This window comes from Citrobacter sp. MGH100 (assembly GCF_001034465.1).
Taxonomy (GTDB): Bacteria; Pseudomonadota; Gammaproteobacteria; order Enterobacterales; family Enterobacteriaceae; genus Citrobacter; species Citrobacter youngae.
This window is the reverse complement of record NZ_KQ089802.1, coordinates 300400-327333: the sequence shown is the minus strand read 5'-3', so window position 1 is coordinate 327333 and position 26934 is coordinate 300400. Positions and strand designations below refer to the sequence as shown.

Below are 26934 nucleotides of genomic sequence, written 5' to 3'. Positions count from 1 at the left end.
TTATTTTTGAAAGGCTTTTTTTAAGCTGATTTTAGAAATCAGCTCGGTCAGGGAAAGTACCATCGTGGAGCGTACCATTTGCTGGTAGCGCTGGATTTGCATGGCGTGCAGACCTGAGTCTGAGGTATCAAACTGCGGTGGCGGCGGGAGTGCTGCTACGCAGTGAAGTTCGCCAAACGGACCAAGAATCTCATCGTCGGTGAACGCGTATTCATTGCCGTCATGGTTTAACTCTTCCCGCAGCGCCATCAGTAGTTCCGCATCTTCATACTCCGGGCGGCTGAGTACGCCCAGACCGTAGATGAGCTTGAGACGAACGGAAAGATCGCCCAGCGGACCGTCGCCGTCGAGCAACGGTTCTACGGCATATTTTACCGCATAGTCATCTTTGCGAAATACCTGAAGCACAAGGATATTCACCGCCTCGGTGAGCAGTTCTACGGCGGTGATGAGGAAGCTGCGTACGGTTTTGCCAGCATTCAGACGCTCAAGCACACGATTTTCAAAGGCCTGCGTTTGTTCCATTATTGCCTGCATATCTGACAATCTGTCATTTGGGCGCAGGCAGACCTGCGCCACATTCTCAATCATTTGGTCGCGTTATATGCGTTAACCGCCTCCGCCACCACATCACTATTGGCATCCAGACCGGAAACCTGCGCCAGCGCGGCCTGCGGACCTTTTTCGTCAATCAGCGCGGCCAGTTCCTGTGCCTGCGGATCTTCTTCGCTGCGATAGTGCATTGCTGCCGCAATACCGATAACCAGATTCGTGTGCGGCAGGCCGTACTCCAGCGTGCCCAGCAGCGGTTTAATCAGACGGTCGCCCGCGCTCAGTTTACGCAGTGGCTGACGGCCAACGCGCTCAACGTCATCTTTCAGATACGGGTTTTCAAAGCGACCGAGGATTTTCTGAATATATGCTGCATGTTTTGCCGCATCAAAGCCATAGCGTTTGATCAGTACCGCGCCGCTCTCTTCCATCGCACCTTTTACCACTGCGCGGATTTTCTCGTCGAGAATCGCGTCACGGATGGTCTGATGACCGGTCAATTTTCCGAGGTACGCGGTTATAGCATGCCCGGTGTTCAGCGTGAAGAGTTTACGTTCGACAAATGCCATCAGGTTATCAGTTAATTCCATTCCCGGGATGTTTGGCAGTTCGCCTTTGAATTGCGTCTTGTCGACAATCCACTCGCTGAAGGTTTCGACGGTGACTTCCAGCGGATCGTTGGTCGCAGAAGCGGAAGGGGGAACGATGCGGTCTACGGCGGAATCGACAAAACCAACGTGTTCTTCAACCCAGGCTTTGTCTTCATCTGCCAGCGCGTTCATGACGTGGCCTTTCAGCTGGGTCGTGCCGCGCACCATGTTCTCACAGGCGATGATATTCAGCGGAGTCGCGATGCCCTGCGCCTTGCGTTTAACCAGCCCTTTAGCGATGGCAGGTGCGATGCGCTCAAGCACGACCGGACCAACGGCGGTGGTGACTAAATCTACGTGGGCAATCAGTTCAACGACATCATCGCCGATGCTGCTCACCGCGTTGACGCCGGAAACGGTATCAACCTGCTCGTTTTCACCGACCACATGAACCTGATAGCTATGACGGGCATTCAGGGCATCGAGCACGACCTGATTTACATCCGCGAACGTCAGTTGTATCCCCGCGTCCGCCAGCAGTTTGCCGATAAAGCCACGACCGATATTACCTGCGCCAAAATGTAATGCTTTCATAGTATTAACCTTCATTAATGTTTTTACCCAAGAGGGCTGGGGTGAGGCTTTTCCCTCAACCTAACCCTCTCCACAAGGGAGAGGATTTTGCAGGCCCGGTAAGCGTGAGCGCCACCGGGCAATAACGTTTACTTACGACCCGCCAGCAGCGCCAGAACTTCATCCACGCTGGTGGTATGAGCCAGACGTTCGATCACGGATTCGTCATCCAGCGCGTTGGTCAGGCTGGTAATCACCTGGATGTGCTCGTTGTTACGTGCAGCGATACCAATGACCAGACGGGCGATATCGTCTTCTTCTTCGCCGAAGCGTACGCCTTCCGGATACTGGCAGAACACCACGCCGGTTTTCAGCACGCGGTCTTTGGCTTCAACCGTACCGTGCGGTACAGCGATGGACTCGCCGAGGTAAGTCGGGGTCAGTTTTTCGCGGTCCAGCATCGCCTCGACGTACTCTGGCTCAACATAGCCGCCTTTCACCAGTTGCTCACCGGCAAAGCGAATCGCTTCTTCTTTGTTGGTGGCTTTACGGCCCAGGAAGATATTCTCCGCACCCAGTTTGAACAGGTGGGTATCACCCTCTTCAAAGCTGTCTTTCAGGTGGTCGCGGACTTTCTCTTCGTTCACGTTGTGGCGCTGTGCAGCGACCAGACGTTCGGTCAGATTGGAGTACAGACCGCTGTCGAGGAAGTTGGTCAGCGAAATGTGCTGTGCCTGCGGAACCTGGCGCATAGCGCGTTCGGTCAGGTCACGGTGGGTAATGACCAGATCCACATCCGGCGGCAGATTGTTAATCGCGCTGTTGGTGACGGAAATCTGAGACAGACCGGCATCCTGCACTTTCTTACGCAGTACGCCCGCACCCATGGCACTGGAACCCATGCCGGCATCGCAGGCGACGATGATTTTACGCACATGGCTCAGGTCGTTGGTTACGTCGCCCGCTGCCAGCGGAGATGCGCCTTTGGATTCCGCTTTCATGTCGTTCATACGACGGGTTGCGGCTTCAATGTCATCTTCTTCTTTCACTTTGCTGGTTTTCAGCAGAATCGCCGAGACCACAAAGGAGACCGCCATTGCCGCACAAATTGCCGCGATGTTGGCGAAGTAAGCGCCCTTCGGCGTCATTGCCAGTACGGCCAGGATAGAACCCGGAGAGGCCGGAGACACCAGACCACCGTTCAGGATAGTCAGCGTAAATACGCCAGTCATACCGCCGAGGATAACGGCCAGGATCAGACGCGGGTTCATCAGCACGTACGGGAAGTAAATTTCGTGGATACCACCCAGGAAGTGGATGATAGCCGCGCCGCCTGCAGACTGCTTAGCGCTGCCGCGACCGAAGAACATGTATGCCAGCAGAACGCCCATACCCGGACCCGGGTTAGCTTCAATCAGGAAGAAGATGGATTTACCCATCTCATGGGACTGCTGAATGCCCAGCGGTGAGAAAATACCGTGGTTGATGGCGTTGTTAAGGAACAGGATTTTCGCCGGTTCAACGAAGATAGACGCCAGCGGCAGCATGTCATGGACAACCATGAAGTTAACGCCTGCCGCCAGGATTTTGGACAGTGCTTCAACCAATGGGCCAATGCCAAGGAATGCCAGAATGGCGAGGATCATCCCGATGATGCCAGCGGAGAAGTTATTCACCAGCATCTCAAAACCGGACTTGATCTTACCGTCTACCCAGCCGTCGAAATGCTTGATAGCCCAGCCGCCCAGCGGACCTGCGATCATCGCACCGAGGAACATCGGCATATCAGCACCGACGATCACGCCCATGGTGGTAATCGCGCCCACTACGCCGCCGCGTTCGCCGCCAACCAGCTTACCACCGGTATAACCGATCAACAGCGGCAGCAGATAGGTGATCATCGGGCCGACCAGCTTCGCCAGCGTTTCGTTCGGCAACCACCCTGTCGGAATGAATAATGCGGTGATAATACCCCACGCGATAAACGCGCCGATATTTGGCATCACCATGTTGCTGAGGAATCGACCAAAGCTTTGCACCTTGATCTTAATATCGGATGACATAAAAACACCCCTTCTTATGTTTGCTATCGCGCAGGCTGAAAGCCCGAGGTTTGTTAATGTAGCGGCAGGAGGTAGCCGGACCCTGTAGATACTGCGAAATCTGGCACTGAATCGTTCAACTGTCCAGTTGATGACTTTTAATGTGATCAATGTCACGTAAATATAGGGTTTACGGCATTACTTAATGTGATTTCGATCACAAAACACCGGTATAAAAAAACATCATTACGCGGAAATAGGCTGGAAAAGGCACTTAAATGTGAAGTTGTTCACGTTTTTGCTTTGGCTGTTTGTTGGGTATTTGTGATCTACTTCGCAATAAATATTTGCCAGGATTTCTCCTGATGTGATCTGACGCGGATTCTGTTTCATCTCCCATTTCTTGCTGCTACCCCGCGAGTCGTTCACCTGCAAATTTATACCCTGGTGGTATGGCGGAAATGACTAACTGCAATTATGTTCAAATTACCAGCCATGACTCCTTTCGGCTGCCTGCAATTGAAAGCTCTGATTAGCGTGAATACGAGGCGGGTATGTTTCTAAACTATTTCGCGTTAGGTGTGCTGATCTTCGTTTTTCTGGTTCTGTTTTACGGAATCATCGCCATCCATGATATTCCCTATAACATGGCTAAGAAGCGCAACCATCCCCATGCCGATGCCATCCATACGGCAGGTTGGGTGAGCTTATTTACGCTGCACGTTATCTGGCCGTTCCTGTGGATCTGGGCCATGCTCTATCAGCCAGAACGAGGCTGGGGGATGCAGTCACACATTACGCCGACCGGAAAGGAACAAGACCCTGAAATTGCCGCGCTGGCAGCGCGCATTACCCAGTTAGAAAAAAGGCTGGCTGGGGAGAAAAAAGACGATAACTCCACCTTTCCGGAGATTTGATCATGGATTTGTTGATTGTCCTGACTTACGTGGCATTTGCCTGGGCCATCTTTAAAATATTCCGTATTCCGGTAAACCAATGGACGCTTGCCACAGCCGCATTAGGTGGGGTGTTTATTGTGGCGGGACTCATCTTATTAATGAACTATAACCACCCGTATACCTTTACGGCGCAAAAGGCGGTTATTTCAATACCTGTTACCCCGCAGGTCACTGGAATAGTGAGTGAAGTGACAGATAAAAATAATCAACTGATTAAAAAAGGCGAGGTGTTATTTAAACTCGATCCCGTGCGTTATCAGGCGCGAGTGGACCGACTGCAAGCCGATCTGGTGACCGCCACGCACAATATCGACAATCTGAAAGCCCAACTTTCTGAAGCCGTCGCCAATACTACCCGCGTTTCCGCTGAACGCGATCGTCTGTATAAAGATTATCAACGCTATTTGAAGGGCAGCCAGGCGAAGGTTAATCCCTTCTCTGAAAGCGATATCGACAACGCCCGGCAGAACTATCTGGCACAGGACGCGCTGGTAAAAGGCTCCGTCGCCGAACAGACGCAGATTCAGACTCAGTTAGACAGTATGGTCAACGGGGAGCAATCTCAGGTTGCGTCCCTGCGCGCTCAGCTCGCTGAAGCCAAATACAATCTTGAGCAGACTATCGTCCGAGCCCCCAGCAACGGCTATGTTACGCAGGTGCTTATTCGGCCCGGAACCTACGCCGCCGCGCTGCCTCTGCGCCCGGTGATGGTGTTTATTCCGGAACAAAAACGGCAAATCGTGGCGCAATTCCGCCAGAACTCGTTGCTGCGTCTTAAACCGGGTGATGAAGCGGAAGTGGTCTTCAACGCGCTGCCAGGCCAGGTATTCCCCGGCAAGCTCACCAGCATTCTGCCGGTTGTACCGGGCGGTTCTTATCAGGCCCAGGGAGCATTGCAGTCTCTGACGGTGGTGCCGGGTACCGATGGCGTGCTGGCCACGATTGAACTGGCTCCCAATGCAGATGTGGATGCACTACCGGACGGTATCTATGCCCAGGTGGCGGTCTATTCCGACCATTTCGCCCACGTTTCGGTGATGCGTAAAGTGCTGCTGCGTATGACCAGTTGGATGCATTATCTTTATTTGGATCATTGAGACCAGCATCACCTGCCATTTGTCGTGGCCTGAGCCATACTAAGCGGTGTCCAGATATTCGTTGGACATCGCTTTTTTGTTGGCAAAAAGGACACGGCATGAAACTCATTGGCAGCTATACCAGCCCTTTTGTGCGTAAAATTTCTATTCTGTTGCTGGAAAAGGGCATCACCTTCGAATTCGTTAATGAACTCCCCTATAACGCGGATAGCGGCGTGGCACGATACAATCCATTGGGAAAAGTGCCCGCGCTGGTCACCGATAAGGGAGAGTACTGGTTTGATTCTCCGATCATTGCTGAATATATAGAGTTGTTGGATATTGCACCCGCAATGCTGCCGCGTGAGCCGCTGGCGGCACTCAAAGTTCGTCAACTGGAAGCGCTGGCAGACGGTATTATGGATGCGGGTTTAGTCTCGGTGCGCGAGCAGGCTCGCCCCGCTGCGCAGCAGTCAGAAACTGAATTGCTACGCCAGCGCGAAAAAATTACCCGCAGCCTGGATGTGCTGGAAGGTTATCTGGCGGACGGTACGCTGAAAACGGATACGGTTAATCTGGCAACGATTGCGATTGCTTGTGCCGTGGGCTATCTCAATTTTCGTCGGGTTGCGCCTGGCTGGTGTGTGGACCGTCCACGTCTGGTCAAACTGGTGGAAACACTCTTTCAACGCGAAAGTTTTGCCCGTACGGAACCGCCAAAGGCTTGATGCAGATAATACCCGCCTGAGCAAAGTCACGGTACAATCCTTCCTATATCGATATCCCTCTCCACGGTGGAGAGGGCCACCAACAGCCAGGCCCTTTCATGACAACCGACATGCGTTCACTCTACAGCCAGCTTCCTGCTATCGATCGTTTACTGCGCGATAGCGCTTTCCAGGTCTTACGTGAGTCCCACGGTCATACCCGCGTGGTGGATCTGCTGCGTCATATGCTCGATGAAGCCAGAGAGGCGATTCGCGACACGCAGGCGCTTCCAGCATGGGGGGAAGACTGGGCGCAAGAGGCCAGCGCCCGGCTGGAACGAGAATCGCAAAGCGCGCTACGTCCGGTGATTAACCTGACCGGAACGGTGCTGCATACCAATCTTGGGCGTGCATCACAAGCTGAGGAGGCGATTGCTGCGGTGGTGCAGGCGATGCGTACGCCGGTGACGCTGGAATACAACCTGGATGATGCCGGACGTGGACATCGGGATCGGGCGCTGGCGGATCTACTCTGCCGCCTGACCGGCGCGGAAGATGCCTGTATTGTCAATAATAATGCCGCTGCGGTTCTGCTGATGCTGGCCGCCACGGCCAACGGCAAAGAGGTGGTCGTTTCGCGCGGCGAGCTGGTAGAAATTGGCGGCGCGTTTCGTATTCCCGACGTGATGTGCCAGGCCGGATGTATCCTGCGCGAGGTTGGCACCACCAACCGGACCCATGCGAAAGATTACCGTCAGGCGGTGAATGAAAACACCGGTCTGCTGATGAAAGTCCATACCAGTAATTACAGCATTGAAGGCTTTACCAGCTCGGTTGATGAGGCTGAGCTGGCCGCCATTGGTCAGGAACTGGATGTGCCGGTAGTGGCGGATCTGGGTAGCGGCTCGCTGGTTGATCTCAGTCAGTATGGTTTGCCGCAGGAACCGATGCCGCAGCAACTCATTGCCGCAGGTGTGAGCCTGGTGAGTTTCTCTGGCGACAAACTGTTGGGCGGGCCGCAGGCCGGGATTATCGTCGGTAAAAAAGAGATGATCGCCCGCTTACAGAGCCATCCGCTGAAACGCGCGTTACGGGCTGATAAAATGACGCTGGCAGCGCTGGAAGCAACGCTGCGGCTCTACCTGCACCCGGAAGCGCTGGCGGAGAAGTTGCCGACGTTACGCCAGCTCACCCGCACGAAAGAGGCTGTCCACGCGCAGGCGCTACGATTACAAGCACAACTGACAGAACATTATGGTGCCGAGTTTGCGTTGACTGTCATGCCTTGCCTGTCGCAGATTGGCAGCGGCTCGCTACCAGTTGATAGGCTGCCGAGCGCGGCATTAACCTTTACCCCCCATGACGGGCGTGGAAGCCGCCTCGAAGCGCTGGCCGCCCGCTGGCGTTTGCTGCCCGTGCCGGTCATTGGGCGAATTTATGATGGCCGCTTGTGGCTGGATCTGCGCTGCCTTGAAGACGAGACCCGGTTTATGGAGATGATGCTGAAATGATTATTGCAACCGCCGGACACGTTGACCACGGAAAAACAACGTTATTACAGGCGATTACCGGCGTGAATGCCGACCGGCTGCCGGAAGAAAAAAAGCGCGGCATGACTATCGACCTCGGCTATGCCTACTGGCCGCAGCCGGACGGGCGGGTACTGGGATTTATCGATGTCCCTGGTCACGAAAAGTTTCTGTCCAACATGCTGGCGGGTGTCGGTGGTATCGACCACGCGCTGCTGGTAGTGGCGTGTGATGACGGCGTGATGGCGCAAACGCGTGAACACTTGCAAATCCTGCAACTGACGGGCAACCCACAGCTTACCGTGGCGCTCACAAAAGCCGATCGCGTCGATGAAGCACGCATTGACGAAGTACGTGCCGAGGTGCAAACCACGCTGGGTAACTATGGTTTTGCCGATGCGATACTGTTCGTAACTGCCGCCGGTGAAGGCCGTGGTATCGAAGCGCTGCGTGACCACTTGCTGCAGTTGACGCCGCGTGAACTGGCTCGCGATCACACCTTCCGCCTGGCGATTGACCGCGCTTTCACGGTAAAAGGCGCAGGTCTGGTCGTAACGGGAACGGCGCTCAGCGGAGAAGTGAACGTCGGGGATGCGTTGTGGCTTACGGGCGTCAACAAACCGATGCGCGTACGTAGCCTGCATGCGCAAAATCAGCCGACCGAATACGCTCACGCCGGACAGCGAATTGCGCTGAACATTGTCGGTGATGCGCAAAAAGAAGAGATTAACCGTGGTGACTGGCTGCTTGCAGATGCGCCGCCAGAGGCCTTCTCACGCGTCATTGTCTCTTTAGAACACTCGGCTCCGCTGATGCAGTGGCAGCCGCTGCATATCCACCACGCGGCCAGCCACGTGACCGGACGTATCTCACTGCTCGAAGGGACGCTGGCGGAGCTGGTATTTGATACGCCGCTGTGGCTGGCTGATAACGACAGGCTGGTGCTGCGTGATATTTCTGCCCGTACGACGCTGGCAGGCGCACGTGTCGTGACGCTGAATCCACCGCGTCGTGGGAAGCGTAAGCCGGAGTATTTACAGTGGCTGTTGGCGCTGGAAAATGCGCAGAATGACGGCGAAGCGCTGGCATTGCATCTGACGCGCGGGGCGGTGAATATTCCCGATTTCGCATGGGCACGCCAGCTCAATGGCGACGGCATGCGTCCGTTGATTGAGCAACATGGATTTATTCGCGCCGGGTATAGTCTGTTGAATGCGCCCGTTGCTGCACGCTGGCAGCGTAAGATTCTGGATACGCTGGCGACCTACCATGAACAGCACCGTGATGAGCCGGGACCTGGACGTGAACGCCTGCGTCGTATGGCCCTGCCGATGGAAGATGAAGCGCTGGTCCTGCTGCTGATTGAAAAGATGCGCGATAGCGGCGCTATTGATAGCCATCATGGCTGGCTACATTTGCCGGATCATAAGGCCGGTTTTAGCGATGAGCAGCGTGCTATCTGGCAAAAAGTAGAACCTCTGTTTGGTGATGAGCCGTGGTGGGTGCGGGATCTGGCGAAAACCACGGCTACGGACGAGCAGGCGATGCGTCTGGCGCTACGGCAGGCGGCGCAGCAGGGCATTATTACGGCGATCGTCAAAGATCGTTATTACCGTAATGATCGGATTGTGGCCTTTGCCAATCTGATCCGCGAACTGGATCAGGAGAGAGGATCGACCTGCGCTGCCGATTTCCGCGACAGGCTTAACGTCGGGCGTAAATTGGCTATTCAGATTCTGGAATATTTTGACCGTATTGGTTTTACGCGTCGTCGGGGAAATGATCATTTATTACGCGATGCATTACTGTTTCCCGAAAAGTAATGAAACAATTAATTCAAAAATTAAATGAATTAATACAAAATAGATATTGATTGAAATAAGCACATTAGATTATGAACCTAATGTGCTTTTTAATTTTCAATGTTATTAAAATAACAACCACGATCATATTTTGTTGGGATTATCACTCGTATGCTTCCTGCCTCTTTTGAGTAATTAAGGATCGTACAATGGCTGCTTCAACATTTTTTATTCCTTCCGTGAATGTAATTGGCGCTGGTTCATTAAAAGATGCAATGAATACAATGGCGGAATATGGTTTTCGTCGTACGTTAATTGTCACGGATGCCATGCTGGCGAAATTAGGTATGGCGAGTGAAATTCAAAAAGCGCTGCAGGAACGTGATATTTTCAGCGTAATTTATGATGGTACGCATCCTAATCCGACAACCAGCAACGTTGCCGCAGGTCTGCAAATGCTGAAAGAAAATGCCTGTGATAGCGTAATTTCCCTCGGTGGCGGTTCCCCACACGATTGTGCGAAGGGGATTGCGCTGGTGGCGGCTAACGGCGGCGATATTAGTGATTACGAAGGCGTCGACCGTTCTGCAAAACCGCAGTTGCCGATGATTGCCATTAACACGACGGCGGGAACGGCATCTGAAATGACCCGTTTTTGCATCATTACCGACGAAGTACGCCACATCAAAATGGCGATTGTCGATAAGCACGTTACACCGCTGCTGTCCGTCAATGATTCTTCGCTGATGGTCGGTATGCCGAAGTCCCTGACAGCGGCAACCGGTATGGATGCGCTGACTCACGCGATTGAAGCGTATGTCTCCATTGCGGCAACGCCGATCACCGATGCATGTGCGCTTAAAGCCGTGACGATGATTGCCGAGAACCTGACGATCGCCGTGGAAGATGGCGCCAATGCTCAGGCACGTGAAGCGATGGCTTACGCACAGTTCCTCGCAGGTATGGCATTCAACAACGCCTCTCTGGGTTACGTTCACGCAATGGCGCATCAGTTGGGTGGTTTCTACGACCTGCCGCACGGTGTCTGCAATGCGGTACTGCTACCGCACGTTCAGGTCTTCAATAGCAAGGTGGCCGCAGCTCGTCTGCGCGATTGTGCTGCGGCAATGGGCGTCGACGTGGCTGGATTGAACGATGCGCAAGGAGCCGAAGCCTGTATCGCGGCAATCCGCGAACTGGCGCAGAAAGTGAATATTCCGGCAGGTTTGCGTGAGCTGAACGTTAAGGAAGAAGATTTTGCTGTTCTGGCGACCAACGCTCTGAAAGATGCCTGTGGTTTTACTAACCCGATCCAGGCGACACATGAAGAAATCATGGCGATTTATCGTGCTGCCATGTAATTCGTGATACCTGTCGTAAAGCAGTAAAAGGCTGGCGAATAATTCGCCAGCCCCGTCTACCCTTGTAGTACCCCTACAGCAAGGAGACGGTCATGACCAACAACCCCCCTTCAACGCGTATTTATCCCGGCGAGTATGGTTACCCTCTGAAGTTAAAGGCCCGATACGATAACTTTATCGGCGGCGACTGGGTTGCACCAGTGGACGGTGAGTATTACCAGAACCTGACGCCAGTTACCGGGCAATTACTGTGCGAAGTGGCCTCTTCCGGCAAAAAAGATATCGATCTGGCACTGGATGCCGCGCACAAAGTAAAAGACAAGTGGGCGCAGACATCCGTGCAGGACAGGGCGGCGATTCTGTTCAAAATTGCCGATCGTATGGAGCAAAATCTGGAGCTGCTGGCGACGGCTGAAACCTGGGATAACGGTAAACCTATCCGTGAAACCAGTGCGGCAGATGTGCCGCTGGCAATTGACCATTTCCGCTATTTTGCCTCCTGTATTCGTGCGCAGGAAGGGGGAATCAGCGAGGTTGATAGCGAAACCGTGGCTTATCACTTCCATGAACCTCTTGGTGTGGTAGGGCAAATTATTCCGTGGAACTTCCCGCTGCTGATGGCCAGCTGGAAGATGGCACCCGCGCTGGCGGCGGGTAACTGCGTGGTGCTGAAACCCGCGCGCCTGACGCCGCTGTCCGTGCTGTTGCTGATGGAAGTCATCGGCGATCTGCTCCCGCCTGGCGTGGTGAACGTGGTAAACGGCGCGGGTGGGGAAATCGGGGAGTATCTGGCGACCTCTAAACGCATTGCGAAAGTGGCGTTTACAGGTTCGACGGAAGTTGGGCAGCAGATCATGCAGTACGCCACGCAGAACATTATTCCTGTCACGCTGGAACTGGGCGGCAAGTCACCCAATATCTTCTTCGCGGACGTGATGGATGAAGAAGATGCGTTCTTTGACAAAGCGCTGGAAGGTTTTGCATTGTTTGCCTTCAACCAGGGCGAAGTGTGTACCTGTCCGAGTCGTGCGCTGGTTCAGGAATCCATTTACGAACGTTTTATGGAAAGGGCCATTCGCCGCGTGGAGAGTATTCGTAGCGGTAATCCGTTAGACAGCGTGACGCAGATGGGCGCGCAGGTGTCGCATGGTCAACTGGAAACTATTCTGAATTACATCGACATTGGTAAGAAAGAAGGTGCAGATGTTCTCACCGGCGGGCGGCGCAAGCACCTGGATGGCGAGTTAAAAGAGGGTTATTACCTCGAACCAACCATTCTGTTTGGTAAGAACAACATGCGGGTTTTCCAGGAAGAGATCTTCGGCCCGGTGCTGGCGGTCACGACCTTCAAAACCATGGAAGAGGCGCTGGAAATCGCCAATGACACGCAATATGGACTCGGCGCTGGCGTCTGGAGTCGCAACGGCAATCTGGCATACAAGATGGGACGCGGTATTCAGGCTGGCCGTGTCTGGACCAACTGTTACCACGCTTACCCGGCTCACGCCGCGTTCGGCGGCTATAAGCAGTCGGGCATCGGGCGCGAGACACACAAAATGATGCTCGAGCATTATCAGCAAACCAAGTGCCTGCTGGTGAGCTACTCGGATAAACCACTGGGACTGTTTTAATTTCTCGTCACTTATTGCCCGGTTTTGCGCCGGGCATATCTTTATTCTGCAGTTATATAAAAACCCATATGTCGTTATATAAACAAGATAATTGCACTCCATGTACATATTCATCTACTATCCTCCAATCTATTTTTAAATCCAAATAGAATTCTTATTTGTTATTTCAATCTCTGAGGCAAATATGTTTCTTGATTATTTTGCATTAGGAGTGCTTATTTTTGTATTCCTGGTCATTTTTTATGGGGTTATTATTCTGCATGATATTCCCTATCTCATTGCAAAAAAACGTAATCATCCTCATACCGACGCAATACATGTTGCGGGTTGGGTGAGTTTGTTTACCTTACATGTTATTTGGCCCTTTTTATGGATCTGGGCAACGCTTTATCGCCCGGAGCGCGGATGGGGCATGCAGAGCGCGGATTCTTCCCTGATCCAGCTGCAGGCAAGGGTTGCCGATCTGGAAAAAAAATTGGGTGAGGTGAAGACCTCTGCGGCGGAGTAATATCGATGGATTTACTGATTGTTCTGACCTATGTAGCGTGTGCATGGTCAATATTTAAGATTTTTAAAATTCCTGTCAATAAATGGACAGTACCTACCGCAGCATTGGGCGGTATATTTATTGTGTGCGGACTGATATTACTGATGAATTATAATCATCCGTATACCTTTAAGGCGCAAAAGGCGGTAATTTCTATTCCCGTAGTGCCGCAGGTAACGGGTGTCGTGACGGAAGTGACAGATAAGAAGAATACACTGATCAAAAAAGGCGAGGCGCTATTCAAACTTAATCCGGGGCGTTATCAGGCGCGGGTCGATCGTCTGAAAGCCGATATTGTCACCGCACAGCATAAAGAGCAGGCTCTTGCTGCGCAGTTGGATGAAATGCAAGCCAACACGCAACGGGCAAAGGCTACCCGTGACAAGCTGGCGAAAGATTATCAGCGCTATGCGCAGGGAAGCCAGGCGAAGGTGAATCCTTTTTCTGAACGCGATATCGACGCGGCGCGGCAAAACTATCTGGCGCAGGAAGCATCGGTGAAGTCCTCCATTGCGGAACAACAGCAAATCCAGAGTCAGTTAGACAGCCTGGTGCTGGGGGAAAATTCACAAATTGCCAGCCTGAAAGCACAGTTAGCAGAAGCGGAGTTCAATCTGGACCAGACCGTGGTTCGCGCGCCCAGCGATGGCTATGTGACGCAGGTGCTGATGCGTCCGGGAACCTATGCCGCCGCACTGCCTATGCGCCCGGTGATGGTGTTTATCCCGGATCAAAAACGGCAAATTATCGCCCAGTTCCGTCAAAACTCGCTGCTGCGACTGGAGCCAGGCGATGAAGCGGAAGTGGTGTTTAACGCCCTGCCGGGTAAAGTATTTAGCGGTAAACTGGCTGCTATCAGTCCGGCCGTACCGGGTGGTACATACCAGTCGAACGGGGCGCTGCAATCCTTAAATTCTACGCCCGGTTCTGAAGGGGTGATCGCCACGATTGAGCTGAATGATAATGCGGAGGTTAGCGCGTTACCTGACGGGATTTACGCGCAGGTCGCCGTATATTCTGACCACTTCGAACATGTGTCAGTCATGCGCAAAGTCTTGTTGCGAATGACCAGTTGGGTGCATTACCTGTATCTCGATCATTAAACCCAGGCTGTTTTGCTTGCTCAGTCTACTGCTCCAGCGACTGAGTAAGCTGCCGGCGAATCTCAGCCAACATCTCATCAAGAATATACTGCACCCGCCAGGGCTGATACTCACGCTTGCGGAAAATCGCTACCAGATCCAGCCACCATTCATGTTGTTCAGAAAAACACGGGACCAGCAACCCGACCTGAACATCCTTTTGCACGCTCGTATTCGGCGCAAAAACAATGCCCAGATGGTTTCGAGCCAGCGCCAGTGCAGACTGTGTGTTGTCGCAGACGTAATTTCCCGTCACGCGGTAGTCGTGCATCTCTTTGCCACCGGTGGAGGTAAATCGCCAAATATTGGCATCGTCGATCATCATGGAATCAATCAGAATACAAGAGTGCTGTTCAAGATCTTCAGGGCCGCTTATAGGATGAGTGCTAATATATTCCGGGCTGGCAAAGGCCGTTACTGCATATTTAGTAATAAAACTGGCGACCAATGATTCGTCTTTGGGATGCGCATAGGTGATTAAAACATCACAATCATCAGGAAAGTCGACGCCTTCATAAAATGCTTTCCGTTCAAGATTACATGTTTTCAGTGAGAGGCTAATGTCGCCGATATTCTGAATTTTTGCGATAACATGTTGCGACAGGTAAGCAATAATCCCGGTTGGCGCATATACCGTTACCCGGCCGCGTTTTTCGTGCTTATAGTCAGCAATGAAATTATTCAACTGATCGTTTCGGTCTAGCATGTCATTGATGTAAGGGAGCAGCGCGGTACCAAACGGCGTGAGGGTCAACTGTCGGGTGGTGCGGTCAAACACCTTTAATCCAACCTTTGATTCAAAATCAGCAAGATACTTACTGACGTTAGCTTGTGCAATGCCGAGGATGGTCGCTGCGTGGCTGATGTTTTCACTGGCAGCGATTACCGAAATAATCTTCAGTTCCCGGTGTTTAAGTTGTAATTTATTCATCGCCAAGCCCGATATATATAATTTTTTATATATTACTATATAAATATGGATGTTGCACCGATGAAATTGTAAGCATTATTATGCACGCGCTTTGTAGCTTATTTTAAAATGGAATGTTGGCATGTTAATTAAAAGCAATATTGTGGCACTATTTGCCTTTTCTTTTATGGCGAGTGCGACAGCCGCAGAATTTTCTATTGGCGGTGGCGCTGTATATAATGAATCTCCTTATCGTGGATATAATGATAATGTTCACGCAGTACCGCTTGTCAGTTATGAAAGTGAATCATTTTATTTTAGGCAAACAACGTTAGGTTATATTCTTTCAAAAAACGAAAGCAATGAATTTAGCATTACTGCCTCATATATGCCGCTTGAGTTTGATCCAGGTGATAACGACGACCAGGCGATGAAAAAGCTGGATAAGCGTGACGCTACCGCGATGGCGGGTGCAGCATGGTATCACCATGAAAAATGGGGCAGCGTGAAAGTCTCCGCGGCGGCAGATGTGCTGGATAACAGCAACGGTTGGGTAGGAGAAGCGTCTCTGTTCCGCCAAATGCCGATGGGCAAGCTGACGCTGACCCCGGCTGTTGGCGTGCTCTACTATGACGAAAACTTTAACCAATATTATTACGGCATCTCTGGCAATGAATCCCGCCGTAGCGGGTTATCAAGTTATGCCCCTGGCGATAGCTGGACACCGTATGTTGGCTTGTCCGCTAAATATGCATTGACCAGCAACCTGACGCTGTTGGCCAGCGCTAACTATAGCGTGTTGCCGGATGATATTAAAAATAGCCCGATGGTCGATCGCGATGACAGCTTCACTTTCCTGTCAGGGGTGAGCTGGCGCTTCTGATTCTCACCCGTTTGTCCTCATGGAGGAGGGCAATTTTTTCAGTGTTGCAGGCCGGATAAGACGTGAAGCGTCGCCATCCGGCACGTTTTCACTTACCGCTCATTTACCCAGATACGCATTTCGCCTTCACCACGGTTCGCCCAGCTAAACCACGGAATAAACGTCAGGGTATGCGCCTGACGCGAAGCCGGTGAAACATCATAGTGCCACAAGGATTGCTGCGTCGCGTCGGCGCGACTTTGCTTCACACCTTCAGCCTGAATTAACATCTTATGGCTGAACAGCCCCTTACCCTCGAATACTCTGAACTCACTCTCTTTTGGTAGCCACAAGTTATGCAACTCCTCGCCGTTGTCGGCCTGCTCCAGGCAATACACCAGCGGCCCACGTTGAATAGCGACCTTCCCTGCCACATGGCGCACCAGTGGATTTCCGTACACCCGGCGCACCGGCATCGGCAGGGTCAGACTGAGCGTATCGCCTTCCTGCCAGGTCCGGCTGATGTGCAAGTAGCCTTTGCGAATATCCTGCTCAACCGGCTGACCATTCAGCAAAACCTGTGGCGCGGAGCACCAGTCTGGCAGGCGCAGAGCGAGGGTGTGATACACCGACTGCGGTGATTCGATGGCGATTTTTACCTGTTCATGCCATGGGTAATCCCCGCTAATACGTAGCTTAAGCGAGCCATTTGCAACAGGGACCTCCATGCTATTGCCCACGTACATATTGATATACAGCGCGTCCTGACGTGGCGTGTAGAGGTAATGACCAATTGAGGTTAACACACGGGCGATATTCGGTGGACAGCAGGCGCAGCCGAACCAACGCTGACGAACGGGCTTCACGTGGTCATAAATATGATTAAATTTTAATGATTTAGGGTGCACTTCCAGCGGATTAACGTAGAAGAAATGCTTGCCGTCGAGTGCCATGCCGCCAAGTACCGTATTGTACAGCGCGCGCTCCATCACGTCGGCATACTTACTGTCGGCCTCCATTTCCAGCATTCTGCGGGCGAACATCATCAGGCCGATTGAGGCGCAGCTTTCCGCGTACACGGAGTCGTTGGGCAGATCGTAATCGCTGCTAAATGCCTCCCCACTGCTTTGCGAGCCGATCCCGCCGGTAATATACAACTGGCGCTGGGCCATGTTTTTCCACAGACGCAGACAATCCTGACGCTTGCCTTCGTCCTGGCTTAAGCGTGCCAGATGCGCCACGCCGGTCATCAGGTAGACAAAGCGTACCGCATGACCGATAGCAGTTTGCTGTTCTGAAATAGGCTGATGTGCCTGGCTGTAGGGCTTGTCCTTCACCATCCACGCCGGGCCGTAGGTGTGCCAGTAAGAGGTTTTTCCGCGTTTTTCGTACTCTTCGTCGTAGAAATGAGGCTGTGCGCCGCGCTGCTCAACAAAGTAATTTACCAGCGCCATATAGCGAGGTTGCTGGGTCACTTCGTACAAGCGCATCAGCGCCAGCTCGATTTCCGGGTGTCCGGGGTAGCCGCGCAGTTGATTCTCCCCGAGTCCAAACACGCTGTCGATGTGATCCGCCAGGCGACACACCACCTCTAACAAACGGCGTTTTCCCGTCGCCTGGAAGAACGCGACGCCCGCTTCAATTAAATGACCGGCGCAGTAAAGTTCATGACATTCGGCGAGGTTGGTCCAGCGTTCATTCGGGGCTTTCACCGTGAAGTAAGTATTGAGATAGCCATCTTCACACTGCGCAGCCGCCACCAGTTCAATGACGTCATCGGCCGTTTTCTCAAGTTCCGCATCGGGTTTCTGGCACAGGGACCAGGCAACGGCCTCCAGCCATTTCGCCACGTCGCTATCCTGAAAAACCATGCCGTAAAACTCGCCATCCTGCAGGCCCGCGGCGATACGGAAATTCTCTATTGCATGGCTGGGTTCCGCCTCTGCAATGCGGTCATTGAGCGCATCCCATTGATAGGGGATCACCACGTCACGCACCAACTGCTGATATTGTCCGAGGAACGGATCGCTGACGGTGAGCTTATGCAGGTCGACTTCCAGTACGTTCATTTCGTGCTCCTTAAGGCTGTACATGACGCTGACGCAGATCGGTGGAAATACGCGACATCATCGGGTTATTGAGTTTGCAGATGCGGATAGACAGCGCCAACAGCAGGTGGAACAGTGCGGGAAGCAGCGTCTCCATCGCGGTAATTCCTTGCAGCGAACTGGCGGTTTGGTTACCAGCGCCTGGCTGATAGGCGACAAAAATAAACAGCAGGCTGATGATCCCCGCACTTGAGGCCCAGGCCAGCTTGATGAAAAACAGATTGAAGGCGAAATTCATGCCGGAGGAACGTACGCCGGTTTTCCACTCGCCGTAATCGTCGGCGAAGGCCATCAGCGAGAAGTGCAACGGCAGCGTGAAGCCTAAAATAATGCCATTACCGAGGATCACCGCCAGCCACAGCGTCTGATAAGCCGGGCCGGTTGGCAGGAACCACATCAGCACCGCCAGCGCCGTCAGCACCAGATTGGTGTAGTAATAGAGTTTGACGGTATCGATGCGGCGGGTCAGGGGGCTGACGATCACTGAACCGATGATGGATGCAAAGGTCACCATGGTGAAAAACAGCGACGTATAAGCGGTGCTGCCTTCCAGCACGTAGGTAATAAAATACATGTACCCGCCGCCGCGAATATTAAAGACGTTGATCAGCAGGAAAGACATTACCAGCATCAACAATAGCTGATCGTTTTTGCGCAGCCCGCCAATGTGCTCACGCAGGGTAAATTTTCCCATCATTGCCAGTGGCACACGCTCGCGTACCCAGAAGAAGCAGCACAGGAACATCACCACCGCGATGGCACACAGGATGCCCACGCCAAACTGATAACCCTGCGCGGCATTACCCTGACCGAGAGCATCCACCATCCACGGCAGGCCAACAGAGACCAGGAATCCCGCCACGCCGCACAGCACAAAGCGCCAGGACTGACAGGCGATCACCTCGTTATGGCGGGTCGTCATCGTATTGATCAGCGCACAATACGGTACGTTGATGGCGGTATAGCCGACAGAGAGCAGGAGATAGGTGCCGAATGCCCAGGCGATCTTGACCCCCATGCTGGCGTCCGGGACGGTAAAAGTGAGCACGCCAATAATACCGATCGGAACCGCGACCCACAGTTGCCACGGGCGAAAGCGCCCCCAACGGCTTTGTGTGCGGTCGGCCAGCACGCCCATAATGGGGTCGGAAATGGCGTCAAATACACACAAAGCAATAAATAATGTGCCGACCAGCGCAGGCGTTAACCCGAAGACATCGGTGTAGAAAAATGTCAGGAAGTTCATGATCAGGCAGGTAATGACCGTCCCACCCGCATCGCCTAATCCATAACCAATCTTTTCACGCAGAGATAATTTATCGTCTTGCGCACGATGCGCTAAATCGCTTGTCGTAATCGGAGCCGAAGTCATAAATAACTCCCGGAGAGGATGTTCAGAAAGTGCCCCGCTACATTGCGGGTTTTTTAGTGGTAATTTGCAAAGTACGTTATTTATTCTGCACGAAATGTTTAGCGCAACAAGGGAAGGGAAAAGTATAAAAAGATGACAATTCCGACTTTATAATGAAAATGTGATTTCGATCCGGTGAAAAGTAATTTTATGATTAATAATCAATGATAAAGGTATTTTGAATAATACGAAAAGTGGGAATTTGAATATATATGCTCGAATTGTCCATGTCTCTTCCGATTAAAGTGCAAAATGGTGGGTTATTTATTTCCCGAGGCGTGGGTAGCCATCCGGCGCGGCAATTGCACTCCTGGGAGATTATCTTTGTTGAAAAAGGGACATTAACGATTCGCGAAGACCATACGGTTTTTTGCGTGAATGCTGGGGAAAGTTTGCTGCTGTGGCCGCAGCGCTTGCATATTGGCGTTGGGCAATTTCCGGCTGATTTGAAATTTTACTGGCTGCATTTTGAGGTGACGGCAGAAAACGACGCATCAATAACGGAACCGTTACTTGCTATCCCTCAACATACCCGGGTGAGCGAGCCACAATATATTATTTCGCTGTTTCGCCAGTTCTTACGCGAGCAGGAAAATATACATCGCAGTATCGCGCTGGAACTGATCCTGCTGCTGATTTTGCAGCAAATATCCGCAGCCGCCAGCGAGCAACCTGTCGACAGCCCCGGGAATGCGTTGGCCTGGAAAGCGCAGCAAATCATTCACACCCGGTTCCACCTGCCGATTTCCGCCTCAACGTTGGCGAAAGAGCTGCATTGCAATGCGGATTATCTGGGGCGCGTTTTCCGTGGCGCTTTCCGGCTGACGCTAACCGAAGCGTTGCACCGTCAGCGGGTAAGGGCGGCAGAAAAACTGTTAATCAGCGATTCGCTGTCGCTAACCGAGGTGGCAATGAAATGTGGTTTTAATGACGTGGGTTATTTTCGCAAAATATTCCACAAGCACACCAGCCTGACGCCCGCGGCGTGGAAACGGCGCTATTGCAAAGAACATATCAATAGCGCCTGACCCGTTATTGCCCGTAATAGGCATTCGCTCCGTGTTTACGCAGATAATGTTTATCCAGCAACTCAGACTGCATATCCGGCAACTGCGGGGCTAACTGGCGAGAGAACAACCCCATGTAGGCGCACTCTTCGAGCACCACGGCGTTATGCACCGCGTCTGCCGCGTCTTTACCCCAGGCGAATGGTCCGTGGGAGTGCACCAATACCGCCGGAACCTGCAGCGGATTGAGATCGCGCTGCTCGAAGGTCTGAATGATCACCTCTCCGGTTTGATATTCATATTCCCCGTTGATCTCTTCAGCAGTCATCAGGCGCGTACACGGAATAGAACCATAGAAATAATCGGCATGCGTGGTGCCCCATGCAGGGAGATCCAGACCCGCCTGCGACCAGATCGTCGCGTGGCGAGAATGGGTATGGACGATCCCGCCGATCTGGGGATAACGACGATACAGCGCCAGATGTGTTGGCGTGTCGGACGACGGTTTTTTACTGCCTTCCACCACGTTGCCGCTGGCAATATCCACTACCACCATGTCGTCGGCGGTCATCACCTCATATTCCACGCCGGATGGCTTAATCACCATCAGTTTACGTGTTTCATCCACTGCGCTGACGTTGCCCCAGGTAAAGGTCACTAAACCATGTGCCGGAAGCGCCAGATTGGCCGCCAGCACCTCGGCTTTCAGTTGTTCTAACATGGAAATCCTCCTTCCTGCATGCGTGCTTCTATCCAGCGCCGTGCCTGGATAATTTCCAGTACCGGCTCTTTCGCTTTTTCAGTCCACATTTCAATCAGAAACGACCCGCGATAGTTCAGCTGATGCAGCGTTTTGAAGATGCCAACAAAGTCCACGCACCCTTCGCCAAACGGCACATCGCGAAACTGGCCCGGATGGGTTTCGGTTACCGGCAGCGTGTCTTTCAGGTGGATAGCAGCGATGCGGTCAATGCCCAGCGTCAATTCGGCAGTGACATCATTCCCCCAGGCGCTTAGATTGCCCACGTCCGGATAGACGGTGAACCACGGCGAGGACAACATCTGGTCCCACTTTTTCCACTTGCTGATCGAGTTCATAAACGCGGTATCCATGATTTCTACCGCCAGCATCACCTGCGCAGCGGCAGCCTGCTCCACTGCCCATGCCAGTCCTTCGGCAAAGCGCTGCTGCGTGCCTGCGTCATGTTCTTCGTAATAGACGTCGTAGCCTGCCAGTTGAATGGTGCGAATGCCTAAATCGCGCGCCAGGCGAATGGCTTTGCTCATTATTTCTCGCGCCCGCTCACGCACGGCTTCATCGCGGCTGCCAAAAGGAAACCGACGGTGGGCTGACAGGCACATTGAAGGGATTGCCACGCCGGTTTCCAGCATTGCGCTAACCAGCGAGGCGCGCTGAGCCGGGCTCCAGTCGAGACGCGACAGACGCTCATCGGTTTCATCCACCGACATCTCGACGAAATCAAAACCGCAGCTTTTCGCCAGCACCAGGCGCTCCGGCCAGGAGAGGTCTTTCGCCAGTGCTTTTTCATAGATACCTAATGGATGATTACGCATGCTGTGTTCCCCAGATGGCGTCGATTTGCGCATGGAATTCGCCAGCAACCTGCGCTGGGTTTTGCGCTCCCGCCAGCGCACGCCCGGCAATAAAAGCTTTGACGTTAATTTCGCGGAACAACGGCAGATCGGCGGGCGTGATCCCACCGGTAATCGACAGTTCCAGACCAATATCAGAAAGCGCCTTCATGCGCGCCAGGTCTGCTTCTCCCCACTGTTGTCCGCTGGCCTGCGCATCGCGGCCACGATGGTAAATCGCCTGGCGAACGCCAACGCGATACCAGTCGCGGGCATCATCCAGCGTCCAGTTACCGAACAGCTCCATCTGAATTTCGCCGCCGCAGGACTGCGCGACGCCATGACCTTTCTCTACCGTCGCCAGCGGCGCAGCACAGATGATGGTCATCCAGTTGGCACCTGCTCCAAAGGCTTGCTGCGCGAGGGTTTCGCCCGCATCGGCCACTTTCCAGTCGGCGACGATGATTTTATTCGGGCACTGAGCGCGCAGGGCTTTCACGGCGCTCAGCCCTTCGGTTAAGCAGAGAATCGTCCCCGCCTCAATGATATCGACGCTCTCTTGTAGCAGCGCGACGTCGCGTTGTGCGGCTTCAAGGCTGGTGTGGTCGAGCGCCAGTTGCAGTAATGGTCGACTCATCATTCGTGCTCCTTAATGCGGGCGTGGTAGCCCTGTAGTGCGGTAATTAAATCCAGGTATTGGCGGTATTTACGCTGGTAGCTCGCCTGCGCGGCGGCGTCCGGCAATAACGTGCGCACCGGGTGCTCCAGGCTGCGCTGGGCGTCGCTGAAGTTGGAATAAACGCCGGTGCCGACGCGGGCGGCGAGCGCAGCGCCAAAGCAACCGGTCTCTTCAATCTGCGGCAATTCGATACGTAAACCGCTGACGTCTGCCAGCATCTGCATCCAGATATCGGAGTGCGCCGGGCCGCCGGTGACGCGCAGGGTATGCGCCTGCGTAAAGCGCTCGCGCATGCGGTTGAGGTGGGTCATGTGGCTGAAAACCACGCCTTCGTAGATGGCCTGCAATAAGTGGGCGCGAGTGTGTATCGCCTGCATGCCATAAAAGCCGCTGGTCATCTCCAGCCCGGCGTTGCTGCCGTACAAAAAGGGCAGGAAGAAAAGATCGCTACCAGCTTTCGGTAAGCTGGCAACGGCCTGATTGATCTCAGTAAAAGAGAGTTCGCCCCACTGGGCGGTAAACCATTCCAGATTGCCGGAAGAGGTCGGGCTGGCTTCGTGAACGATGTACTGCCCGTCGTTGACATAGCGCCCATAGACATAGGGATGGGCCTCGTGGTCGCGCAGGCCGTGCGCGATCCCGCTGGTGACCGCCCAGGTTCCCATCACCGCGTTGAGGGTGTATTCATCTTCGATACCGGCACAGAGTGCGGTGGAAACCACATCAAACAGTCCGCCGACGACGGGCGTACCCGCCGCCAGACCGGTTATGGCGGCTGTCTGAGCGGTGATTTCCCCGCATATTTCTGCTGAGCCGACAATCGGCGGCAGCGCATTGTCGATCTCACTGATGCCCAGCCACTGGGTCAGGCGCGGGTCGTACTGACCCGTAGTCATGTTGTAGAGGTTCGACTCGGAGATATTGCTTTCTTCGCAGCCTTTAACACCGGTTAAGCACCAGCGCAGATAGTCATGGCCCATCATCACGCAGCCAATTTGCGCGTAACGTTGGGGTTGATTCTCTTTCACCCAGCGCAGCAATGATGCCGGGTGCCCGGTCCATAACGTCTGGCGGGTGACCGGGTAGAGCTGCTCAGGGATCCCATCCTGCTGCCAGCGCTGAACGATGTCCATCGCCCGGCGGTCGGAAGAGAGGATGGCATTGCCCAGCGGTTTATCCTGCTTATCGAGAAGGAACAGGCCTTTGCCCTGAGCGGAAATACCGACGCCTTTGATTTGATCGCCGCAGACGCCGGTGCGCGCTAACAGCCCGGCGATCGTGGTGACACACTGTTGCCACAGCTGGTGCATATCGCGTTCGGCGTAACCGGGCAGTGGCGATGCGGTCTGCAACGATTGCCGGTTAATGCCATGTTCATGACCTTTGGCGTCATACAACCCGGCTTTCAGATACGTACCGCCACAATCAATACCCAGCCAGAAGGTCTCTTTCTCACTCATCTTGTTATCTCATTTTTGCCGGATGGCGCTGCGCTTATCCGGCCTACGACGGTTGCTACCTGTAGGCCCGGTAAGCGAAGCGCCACCGGGCATTGTTTTACGCTGTACGTTTATGTGGATTCAGTGTCTTTAGCGGAGCGGCACCGGCGTCGCATTTGGCTGGCAGCAGCAGCGCCATCAGCGCGGCCAGAGCCAGTGAGATAGCCAGGCAGTAAACCCCCGCATCTTTGCTATACAGGGTGATGAGTACGCCGACCGCATAAGGACCGCAGAAGCCGCCGAGGTTGCCCAGCGCGTTGATGACCCCACGTGCGCCCCCGGCCATTTCCGCACTGAACAAACGCGCCGGAATGGTCCAGAACACGCCCGCTGCCGATTGCAGGAAGAAGCCGCAGCCGACCAGCGCGGCATAAGCCAGCCAGACGTTATTTTTCAGCGCCACGGAGAGGAACATGCACAGAGCAAAGCCAATCAATGGCAGGCAGACGAACAGCTTGCGTTTGCCGGTGCGGTCAGAGAGAGACGAGAACAGGAACATCCCGGCAATGGCCCCGACGTACGGCAGAATGGCGAGCATACCGACCTGTCCCATGCTGCTGTGCGTCAACTCTTTGAGGATGGTCGGCAGCCACAGGGTGTAACCGTAAATCCCGGTCTGATAGAAGAAGTTCAGCGCGATGAGCTGCCACATGGTTTTATCGGAAAGCACCGCGCCCAGAGAGGCATTTTTGACTTCCGTTCCGGCAATGGCTTTTTGCTCGGCGGCCAGCGTTTCGACCAGGTAATTTTTCTCGGCCTCAGAGATCCAGCGTGCCTCCTGCGGACGGTCGTAAACGGTATAGGCCCACAGCACCAGTACAACGACGGAAAGCAAACCTTCAATGATGAACAGCCAGCGCCAGTCGAGAACGGTGATAATCCAACCCGAGAGCGGAGCGGTGATGATCCCGGCAATCGGCACAAACATAATCACAATCGCATTGGCGCGACCACGCTCGGCGTCGGGGAACCAGTTACTGATCATCGTCAGCACCACCGGCAGCATGCCGCCTTCGGCAACGCCGAGTAAAAAGCGCAGAACCAGCAGTTGGTACTGATTAGTGATTAACCCCGTGAGGACGGAAATAACCGCCCAGGCAACCAGCGACCAGCCAATAAATTTCTTGCCGCTGCCGTGAACGGCAATTTTTCCGCCGGGAACCTGTAAAAACAGATAACCGATAAAGAAAATACCGCCAGCCAGTCCTGCCATGGTGGCGGAAATACCTAATTCCTCATCCATTCCGCCCGGCATCGCGAAGGCGATATTGACGCGGTCCATATAAGAAATAATACAGGCGATGAGAATAGGTGGAATAATCCGCAGCCAGCGCTGACGGGGTATATCTTTGAGTGTAGGGCGAGAGGTCATGTTCATATTAATATTCTCGTAGAGTAGTATTTTATTTTTATAGTTTTGCTTTATTTAATGCGGCGATACCGTCGCGCAATATTGCTACGCGATGGTTCACATCTGTATTGGCGTTTATTTCCAGCAATTTAATACCGGCAAATTGCAATGGTTCGGCTTCTGCGCAGGCGAATAATTCGCGGGCATGGTCGGTGGTCATCAGGCTTTGTGGGCAGAACGGAGCAAACGGGGCGTGTAAGTCCTGCCACTCGCCGTAGTCTCCCGTTATTGTGGTGCCGGAGAACATCAGCGCGCCCAGTTTTCCAGCCCGTTTGGCCTGCTGCGTGTGGGCCAGCGCCAGGGCGGGGTTCTGTCCTTCAATGGCCGATCGCGCCCAGTTAATGCACACGCTGATGTCATACCCGGCAATGACCTCCAGCACATTGTCTAACGGCAGAAAGCCTTTGCGCGGCGCAATGCCGGTCATGGCATCGCAATGTTCCAGCACCAGATCGCAGGACCAGTCCCAGGAGGTAATCTCTTTCAGCGAACGGGCAAACGCGTCGGTGGCCTGCGCAACATTTGGATTGCTGGCATTGGGTGCGGCATGCAGCTCCAGCGCAATCACTTTTCCGGCGTGGGTCGCATTGATATGGTTGATTTTTTGCTGCAGATGACGGTAATACGCCACGCAGGCTTTACGCTGTTCTTCGTCGCTGGAAGCCAGCCCAAAAGCGCTGTTTGCGCCGCGACGGCGCATGGTTTCCATAATGGCGGTGACCACGATTTGCCAGTCGCCCGGCGTATGGTGCAATAACCATTCGTCGCCTAACGGGTGAAGATGTTCAAGGCAGGGCTGCTCCAGCCCGCGAATATCCGGGGTATCGGCGAGCTGTCGCCAGAATTCCTTCTCTTCCTCTTCACTCTTTTGGTGAAATGAGGGTGCACAGGGGTACGCACCGATAATATAACCGGCATTATTAACGCTCATGTTGTGCTCCTT

Annotated in this window: 23 protein-coding genes; 11 read left to right on the top strand and 12 right to left on the bottom strand. The window is 53.5% G+C overall.

What is annotated here, in order from left to right:
* From mtlR to mtlA, 3 genes are all read right to left on the bottom strand, one after another.
* The gene (gene mtlR / locus SK32_RS19370; protein WP_048213698.1) at positions 1 to 591 is read right to left on the bottom strand and encodes a mannitol operon repressor MtlR; all 591 of its coding nucleotides are present in this window, start codon (positions 589 to 591) and stop codon (positions 1 to 3) included.
* Positions 588 to 1736: a mannitol-1-phosphate 5-dehydrogenase gene (gene mtlD / locus SK32_RS19365; protein WP_048213697.1), complete on the bottom strand. Its 1149-nt coding sequence runs from the start codon at positions 1734 to 1736 to the stop codon at positions 588 to 590. Before mtlD ends, mtlR begins: the two co-directional genes overlap by 4 nt.
* A 128-nt stretch (positions 1737 to 1864) precedes the next feature.
* The gene (gene mtlA / locus SK32_RS19360; protein WP_048213696.1) at positions 1865 to 3778 is read right to left on the bottom strand and encodes a PTS mannitol transporter subunit IICBA; all 1914 of its coding nucleotides are present in this window, start codon (positions 3776 to 3778) and stop codon (positions 1865 to 1867) included.
* Positions 3779 to 4311: 533 nt separating this feature from the next.
* Here mtlA and SK32_RS19355 point away from each other — a divergent pair.
* The 9 genes from SK32_RS19355 to SK32_RS19315 all read left to right on the top strand — a co-directional run bounded on the left by SK32_RS19355 (position 4312) and on the right by SK32_RS19315 (position 14472).
* Complete coding sequence (locus tag SK32_RS19355; protein ID WP_048213695.1) at positions 4312 to 4674, top strand: DUF3302 domain-containing protein; 363 nt, start codon at positions 4312 to 4314, stop codon at positions 4672 to 4674.
* A gap of 2 nt (positions 4675 to 4676) precedes the next feature.
* Entirely contained in the window at positions 4677 to 5813 is a 1137-nt protein-coding gene (locus tag SK32_RS19350) for an HlyD family secretion protein (protein ID WP_048213694.1), read from the top strand.
* 98 nt (positions 5814 to 5911) lie between these two features.
* Positions 5912 to 6520, top strand: coding sequence for a glutathione S-transferase (locus SK32_RS19345; protein WP_048213693.1), 609 nt, complete (start codon positions 5912 to 5914; stop codon positions 6518 to 6520).
* A 98-nt stretch (positions 6521 to 6618) separates the two neighbouring features.
* Positions 6619 to 8010, top strand: a complete 1392-nt coding sequence (selA, locus tag SK32_RS19340) for an L-seryl-tRNA(Sec) selenium transferase (RefSeq protein WP_048213692.1) — start codon at positions 6619 to 6621, stop codon at positions 8008 to 8010.
* Entirely contained in the window at positions 8007 to 9851 is a 1845-nt protein-coding gene (selB, locus tag SK32_RS19335) for a selenocysteine-specific translation elongation factor (protein WP_048213691.1), read from the top strand. Before selA ends, selB begins: the two co-directional genes overlap by 4 nt.
* A 188-nt stretch (positions 9852 to 10039) precedes the next feature.
* The gene (yiaY, locus tag SK32_RS19330; protein WP_048213690.1) at positions 10040 to 11191 is read left to right on the top strand and encodes an L-threonine dehydrogenase; all 1152 of its coding nucleotides are present in this window, start codon (positions 10040 to 10042) and stop codon (positions 11189 to 11191) included.
* 92 nt (positions 11192 to 11283) lie between these two features.
* Positions 11284 to 12822 (top strand): aldehyde dehydrogenase AldB, encoded by a 1539-nt coding sequence (gene aldB, locus SK32_RS19325; RefSeq protein WP_048213689.1) that lies wholly within the window; start codon positions 11284 to 11286, stop codon positions 12820 to 12822.
* Positions 12823 to 13006: 184 nt separating this feature from the next.
* Complete coding sequence (locus SK32_RS19320) at positions 13007 to 13330, top strand: DUF3302 domain-containing protein (protein WP_048213688.1); 324 nt, start codon at positions 13007 to 13009, stop codon at positions 13328 to 13330.
* Between the two features lie 5 nt (positions 13331 to 13335).
* Positions 13336 to 14472 (top strand): HlyD family secretion protein, encoded by a 1137-nt coding sequence (locus tag SK32_RS19315; RefSeq protein ID WP_048213687.1) that lies wholly within the window; start codon positions 13336 to 13338, stop codon positions 14470 to 14472.
* Positions 14473 to 14497: 25 nt separating this feature from the next.
* Here the strand turns inward: SK32_RS19315 and SK32_RS19310 are convergent, their stop codons facing one another.
* Complete coding sequence (locus SK32_RS19310) at positions 14498 to 15442, bottom strand: LysR family transcriptional regulator (protein WP_048213686.1); 945 nt, start codon at positions 15440 to 15442, stop codon at positions 14498 to 14500.
* Between the two features lie 121 nt (positions 15443 to 15563).
* Between SK32_RS19310 and SK32_RS19305 the strand changes: the two genes are divergently transcribed.
* Positions 15564 to 16304, top strand: a complete 741-nt coding sequence (locus SK32_RS19305; RefSeq protein ID WP_048213685.1) for a MipA/OmpV family protein — start codon at positions 15564 to 15566, stop codon at positions 16302 to 16304.
* A 92-nt stretch (positions 16305 to 16396) separates the two neighbouring features.
* Here SK32_RS19305 and SK32_RS19300 read toward each other — a convergent pair whose 3' ends face one another.
* Positions 16397 to 18352, bottom strand: a complete 1956-nt coding sequence (locus SK32_RS19300; protein ID WP_048213684.1) for a glycoside hydrolase family 127 protein — start codon at positions 18350 to 18352, stop codon at positions 16397 to 16399.
* Between the two features lie 10 nt (positions 18353 to 18362).
* On the bottom strand, positions 18363 to 19763 hold the full coding sequence (locus tag SK32_RS19295) for an MFS transporter (protein WP_048213683.1): 1401 nt from the start codon (positions 19761 to 19763) through the stop codon (positions 18363 to 18365).
* Positions 19764 to 20014: 251 nt separating this feature from the next.
* On the opposite strand from SK32_RS19295, the gene SK32_RS19290 reads away from it, so the two are divergent.
* Positions 20015 to 20830 (top strand): AraC family transcriptional regulator, encoded by an 816-nt coding sequence (locus SK32_RS19290; RefSeq protein WP_048213682.1) that lies wholly within the window; start codon positions 20015 to 20017, stop codon positions 20828 to 20830.
* A 4-nt stretch (positions 20831 to 20834) separates the two neighbouring features.
* Here the strand turns inward: SK32_RS19290 and araD are convergent, their stop codons facing one another.
* From araD to SK32_RS19260, 6 genes are all read right to left on the bottom strand, one after another.
* A complete protein-coding gene (gene araD / locus SK32_RS19285) occupies positions 20835 to 21530 on the bottom strand; it encodes an L-ribulose-5-phosphate 4-epimerase (protein WP_048213681.1) in 696 nt (231 codons plus the stop codon).
* Entirely contained in the window at positions 21524 to 22384 is an 861-nt protein-coding gene (locus SK32_RS19280) for an L-ribulose-5-phosphate 3-epimerase (RefSeq protein WP_048213680.1), read from the bottom strand. Before SK32_RS19280 ends, araD begins: the two co-directional genes overlap by 7 nt.
* Positions 22377 to 23039: a 3-keto-L-gulonate-6-phosphate decarboxylase UlaD gene (gene ulaD, locus SK32_RS19275; protein WP_048213807.1), complete on the bottom strand. Its 663-nt coding sequence runs from the start codon at positions 23037 to 23039 to the stop codon at positions 22377 to 22379. The genes SK32_RS19280 and ulaD overlap by 8 nt, the downstream gene beginning before the upstream one ends.
* Positions 23039 to 24541 carry an FGGY-family carbohydrate kinase gene (locus SK32_RS19270; RefSeq protein WP_048213679.1) on the bottom strand — a complete coding sequence of 501 codons (1503 nt, stop codon included), beginning with the start codon at positions 24539 to 24541 and terminating at the stop codon, positions 23039 to 23041. Before SK32_RS19270 ends, ulaD begins: the two co-directional genes overlap by 1 nt.
* A 97-nt stretch (positions 24542 to 24638) precedes the next feature.
* On the bottom strand, positions 24639 to 25958 hold the full coding sequence (locus tag SK32_RS19265) for an MFS transporter (RefSeq protein WP_003837687.1): 1320 nt from the start codon (positions 25956 to 25958) through the stop codon (positions 24639 to 24641).
* Positions 25959 to 25989: 31 nt separating this feature from the next.
* Positions 25990 to 26922 carry a DUF4862 family protein gene (locus tag SK32_RS19260; protein ID WP_048213678.1) on the bottom strand — a complete coding sequence of 311 codons (933 nt, stop codon included), beginning with the start codon at positions 26920 to 26922 and terminating at the stop codon, positions 25990 to 25992.
* Positions 26923 to 26934 lie beyond the last annotated feature (12 nt).

Bases quoted from the DNA above. Each gene is read 5' to 3' on its own strand.
- mtlR (WP_048213698.1), bottom strand. From the start codon at position 591: ATGATTGAGAATGTGGCGCAGGTCTGCCTGCGCCCAAATGACAGATTG.
- mtlD (WP_048213697.1), bottom strand. From the start codon at position 1,736: ATGAAAGCATTACATTTTGGCGCAGGTAATATCGGTCGTGGCTTTATC.
- mtlA (WP_048213696.1), bottom strand. From the start codon at position 3,778: ATGTCATCCGATATTAAGATCAAGGTGCAAAGCTTTGGTCGATTCCTC.
- SK32_RS19355 (WP_048213695.1), top strand. From the start codon at position 4,312: ATGTTTCTAAACTATTTCGCGTTAGGTGTGCTGATCTTCGTTTTTCTG.
- SK32_RS19350 (WP_048213694.1), top strand. From the start codon at position 4,677: ATGGATTTGTTGATTGTCCTGACTTACGTGGCATTTGCCTGGGCCATC.
- SK32_RS19345 (WP_048213693.1), top strand. From the start codon at position 5,912: ATGAAACTCATTGGCAGCTATACCAGCCCTTTTGTGCGTAAAATTTCT.
- selA (WP_048213692.1), top strand. From the start codon at position 6,619: ATGACAACCGACATGCGTTCACTCTACAGCCAGCTTCCTGCTATCGAT.
- selB (WP_048213691.1), top strand. From the start codon at position 8,007: ATGATTATTGCAACCGCCGGACACGTTGACCACGGAAAAACAACGTTA.
- yiaY (WP_048213690.1), top strand. From the start codon at position 10,040: ATGGCTGCTTCAACATTTTTTATTCCTTCCGTGAATGTAATTGGCGCT.
- aldB (WP_048213689.1), top strand. From the start codon at position 11,284: ATGACCAACAACCCCCCTTCAACGCGTATTTATCCCGGCGAGTATGGT.
- SK32_RS19320 (WP_048213688.1), top strand. From the start codon at position 13,007: ATGTTTCTTGATTATTTTGCATTAGGAGTGCTTATTTTTGTATTCCTG.
- SK32_RS19315 (WP_048213687.1), top strand. From the start codon at position 13,336: ATGGATTTACTGATTGTTCTGACCTATGTAGCGTGTGCATGGTCAATA.
- SK32_RS19310 (WP_048213686.1), bottom strand. From the start codon at position 15,442: ATGAATAAATTACAACTTAAACACCGGGAACTGAAGATTATTTCGGTA.
- SK32_RS19305 (WP_048213685.1), top strand. From the start codon at position 15,564: ATGTTAATTAAAAGCAATATTGTGGCACTATTTGCCTTTTCTTTTATG.
- SK32_RS19300 (WP_048213684.1), bottom strand. From the start codon at position 18,352: ATGAACGTACTGGAAGTCGACCTGCATAAGCTCACCGTCAGCGATCCG.
- SK32_RS19295 (WP_048213683.1), bottom strand. From the start codon at position 19,763: ATGACTTCGGCTCCGATTACGACAAGCGATTTAGCGCATCGTGCGCAA.
- SK32_RS19290 (WP_048213682.1), top strand. From the start codon at position 20,015: ATGCTCGAATTGTCCATGTCTCTTCCGATTAAAGTGCAAAATGGTGGG.
- araD (WP_048213681.1), bottom strand. From the start codon at position 21,530: ATGTTAGAACAACTGAAAGCCGAGGTGCTGGCGGCCAATCTGGCGCTT.
- SK32_RS19280 (WP_048213680.1), bottom strand. From the start codon at position 22,384: ATGCGTAATCATCCATTAGGTATCTATGAAAAAGCACTGGCGAAAGAC.
- ulaD (WP_048213807.1), bottom strand. From the start codon at position 23,039: ATGAGTCGACCATTACTGCAACTGGCGCTCGACCACACCAGCCTTGAA.
- SK32_RS19270 (WP_048213679.1), bottom strand. From the start codon at position 24,541: ATGAGTGAGAAAGAGACCTTCTGGCTGGGTATTGATTGTGGCGGTACG.
- SK32_RS19265 (WP_003837687.1), bottom strand. From the start codon at position 25,958: ATGAACATGACCTCTCGCCCTACACTCAAAGATATACCCCGTCAGCGC.
- SK32_RS19260 (WP_048213678.1), bottom strand. From the start codon at position 26,922: ATGAGCGTTAATAATGCCGGTTATATTATCGGTGCGTACCCCTGTGCA.